We start from the raw sequence: 3293 nt of genomic DNA on the forward strand, positions 1-3293 counted from the left end.
GATCGCCCGCTCGAAGCCGAGGACATGCTCGCGTGCCAGGTCGTCGGCCCGGTCGGCGTCGCCCGCGGCGATCGCGTTCAGCAGGGCCACGTGCTCGGTGACGATGTGCATGTCCGGTGTGGACAGCCGGTCGAGGAACATGCAGTGGATGCGGGTCGCCAGGTTGTCGTACCGGATCAGGACGTCCTCTAGGTGCGGATTGCCGGCGGCCCGGTAGATCGCCCGGTGCACGGTGAGATCCCAGCGCATCACGTCGCTGCGGTCGGCCCGGGCGACGTCCAGGCGGTCGATCCGGGACGCCAGGTCGTCGAGATCCGTACGCGTCGCCCGCGGGGCCCGCTCGGCGGCCCGCCGCGCCGCCAAGGGCTCGAGCTGCACCCGGATCTCCGAGATGTGGGCCAGATCGGCGATGTCCAAGCCCGTGGCGAAGGTGCCGCGCCGGGGGAAGGACACCACCAGGCGGTCACCCTCGAGCCGCTTCAGCGCCTCGCGCACGGGGGTGCGGCCGATGCCCAGCGACTCCGCCAGGCGATCGTCGTCGATCGGCTCGCCGGGCTGGATCCGCAACATGATCAGCTGGTCGCGGACGGCCAGGTAGGCCCGGTCGGCCATCGAGGTCGGCGCCGGATCGAGCTCCAGCGGTGCAACAGTCACCGCAGTAATATATCAATGTCAGAACACGAGCGTCACGAAAGGGAGTTCATGACCATCAGCGCCTTCGACCTGTTCAAGGTGGGGATCGGTCCGTCCAGCTCGCATACGGTCGGCCCGATGCGGGCGGCCTGCACATTCGCCGCCCGGCTGGCCGACGAGAGCTTGCTCACACGCGTCGCCCGGGTCCGCTGCGAGTTGTTCGGATCCCTCGGCCTGACCGGGCACGGGCACGGCAGCGTCAAGGCCGTCGTCCTGGGGCTGGAGGGTGAACGACCCGAGCTCGTCGACCCGGCGGAGGCCGAGCCGCGCGTCGAGGCGGTCCGGGTGGCCGGCAAGCTCACGCTGGCGGGGGAACACGTGATCGAGTTCTCGGTGGACGACGACGTGGTGCTGCATCGCCGCAAGCGACTCGACTTCCACACCAACGGCATGCTGTTCGTCGCCCTCGACGCCGACGGGCGGGAGCTCGATCGGCGTGAGTACTACTCGGTGGGTGGTGGCTTCGTCCTCGACCAGGACGAGTCCGGCCGGCCGGTGCTGGTGGAGGAGAGCACGCCGGTCCGCTACCCGTTCCGCACCGGGCAGGAGCTGCTGGCGCACACGCGGGAGTCCGGGCTGCGGATCAGCGACATCATGCTCGCGAACGAGCTCTCCTGGCGCACCGAGGCGGAAGTCCGCAGCGGCCTGCTGCACCTCTGGCAGGTGATGCAGGAGTGCGTCGAGCGCGGCACAAGGACGCCCGGTGTGCTGCCCGGCGGGTTGAAGGTGCGGCGCCGGGCGGCAGCGCTCCGGTCGCAGCTGGAGAGCCGGCCGGACGATACCGATCCGCTGCGGGCGATGGAGTGGGTCACCATGTACGCGCTGGCGGTCAACGAGGAGAACGCCGCCGGGGGCCGGGTGGTCACCGCCCCGACCAACGGCGCGGCCGGGATCGTTCCGGCCGTCCTGCACTACTACCGCGACTTCGTCGACTCCTACGGCGAGGACGGCGTGGTGCGGTTCCTGCTGACCGCGGCGGCGATCGGGTGGCTGTTCAAGGAGAACGCGTCGATCTCCGGCGCCGAGGTCGGCTGTCAGGGCGAGGTGGGCTCGGCGTGCTCGATGGCCGCCGCGGGCCTCGCCGAGGTGCTCGGCGGCACGCCGGAGCAGGTGGAGAACGCCGCCGAGATCGGGATCGAGCACAACCTCGGGCTGACCTGCGACCCGGTGGGCGGCCTGGTGCAGATCCCGTGCATCGAGCGCAACGCCGTCGGGTCGATCAAGGCCATCACCGCCGCCCGCATGGCCGTGCGCGGCGACGGCCGCCACCACGTGACGCTCGACAAGGCCATCAAGACGATGCGGGAGACGGGCGCGGACATGAAGGACAAGTACAAGGAGACGGCCCGCGGCGGCCTCGCTCTCAACGTCGTGGAGTGCTGACCGCCGACGGCACCCGGCTCGCCCGCATCGTCAGCCGCCTTCCTCCACCCTCGGGCCGGGGTAGCGGGCGAGCATCTCGCGGATCTCGGTGGCGTCGGTGTTCGCGCCGAAGAGCTCGGTGCCCGGCTGCATGCGTAAGCCCTCGGCGAGCGGGCCCGCGACGACCGGGTCGAAACCCAGCGCGTCGACGAACGCCGAGACCGTTTCGACGTCGGCGGGATCGTCGCCGGCCAGCGCGATCGCCTTGCGATCGGGGGCGCCCGGCGGCCGGGCCCCGCTCTCGAGATCGTGGTAGCCCATGTGGTTGAAGGCCTTCACCACCCGCGACCCCGGCAGGAACGCCCGCACGATCTCGCTGGAGGTCGTGCGTGGGTCGGTGAGGTCGTCGCGGATGCCGTCGACCTCCCACCAGTAGTTCATCGCGTCCACCACCAGCTTGCCGCGCAGCCGGTCGGCCGGGATCTCCCGGTACCGGCCGAGGGGCAGCGCCAGCACCACGATGTCGGCCTGCCCGGCGGCCTCGGCCGCGGTGACGGCCGTGGCGCCGGGGGTCAGGACGTCGACGATGAGGGCGATCTTCGCCGGGTCGCCGGAGCCGGCGATCAGCACCCGGTAGCCGGCCGCGACGGCGAGCCGGGCCAGCACGGTGCCGACCTTGCCGGCGCCGAGAATGCCGACCGAGGTCATCGGTCAGCCCGCCACGATCTCGCGGACCATCGGCGCCACCTTCGAACCGAACAGCTCGACGGCTCGGGTCCGGGCGCCGACCTCCTGCGGGCCGACGGTGTAGATCAGGTCGAAGCGGCCCACGCCCAGCGCCTGGACCGACGCGGCGATCTTGCGGGCGACGGTCTCCGGCGAGCCGACGTAGAGCGAGCCGTGCTTCACCTCGGACTCGAACTGGATGCGGCTCATCGGCGGCCAGCCGCGCAGCTTGCCGATGCGGTCCATCTGCACCTTGTACGCCGGGAAGAAGAGTTCCTTGGCCTGCTCGTCGGTGTCCGCGACGAACCCGGGGGAGTGCATGCCGACCGGGAAGGCCTCGGTGCCGAGCTGCTCGGTGGCCCGGCGGTAGAGGTCGACGTACGGCGCGAACCGCTCCGCCTGCCCGCCGATGATGGCCAGCATGAGCCGCAGCCCGTGCCGGGCGGTGCGCACGACCGACTGCGGGGAGCCGCCGACGCCGACCCAGGTGGGCAGCCGCCCGGACTCCGTCT

4 protein-coding genes are annotated in these 3293 nt (G+C 71.5%); 1 reads left to right on the forward strand and 3 read right to left on the reverse strand.

Going from position 1 to position 3293, the window contains the following annotated elements:
- Positions 1 to 654, reverse strand: a 654-nt coding sequence (locus AB0M20_RS34015; RefSeq protein WP_364304446.1) for a GntR family transcriptional regulator, incomplete at its 3' end; no start/stop codon positions are given.
- Positions 655 to 702: 48 nt separating this feature from the next.
- On the opposite strand from AB0M20_RS34015, the gene AB0M20_RS34020 reads away from it, so the two are divergent.
- A complete protein-coding gene (locus tag AB0M20_RS34020) occupies positions 703 to 2076 on the forward strand; it encodes an L-serine ammonia-lyase (RefSeq protein WP_364304447.1) in 1374 nt (457 codons plus the stop codon).
- A gap of 30 nt (positions 2077 to 2106) precedes the next feature.
- Here AB0M20_RS34020 and AB0M20_RS34025 read toward each other — a convergent pair whose 3' ends face one another.
- Together AB0M20_RS34025 and AB0M20_RS34030 are read right to left on the reverse strand one after the other, a co-directional pair.
- The gene (locus AB0M20_RS34025) at positions 2107 to 2763 is read right to left on the reverse strand and encodes an NAD(P)-binding domain-containing protein (protein WP_364304448.1); all 657 of its coding nucleotides are present in this window, start codon (positions 2761 to 2763) and stop codon (positions 2107 to 2109) included.
- A gap of 3 nt (positions 2764 to 2766) precedes the next feature.
- Positions 2767 to 3293: LLM class flavin-dependent oxidoreductase (locus AB0M20_RS34030; protein WP_364304449.1), on the reverse strand; the 527-nt coding region annotated here is incomplete at its 5' end.

The sequence above is a fragment of the Actinoplanes sp. NPDC051633 genome, assembly GCF_040681735.1.
Taxonomy (GTDB): domain Bacteria; phylum Actinomycetota; class Actinomycetes; order Mycobacteriales; family Micromonosporaceae; genus Actinoplanes.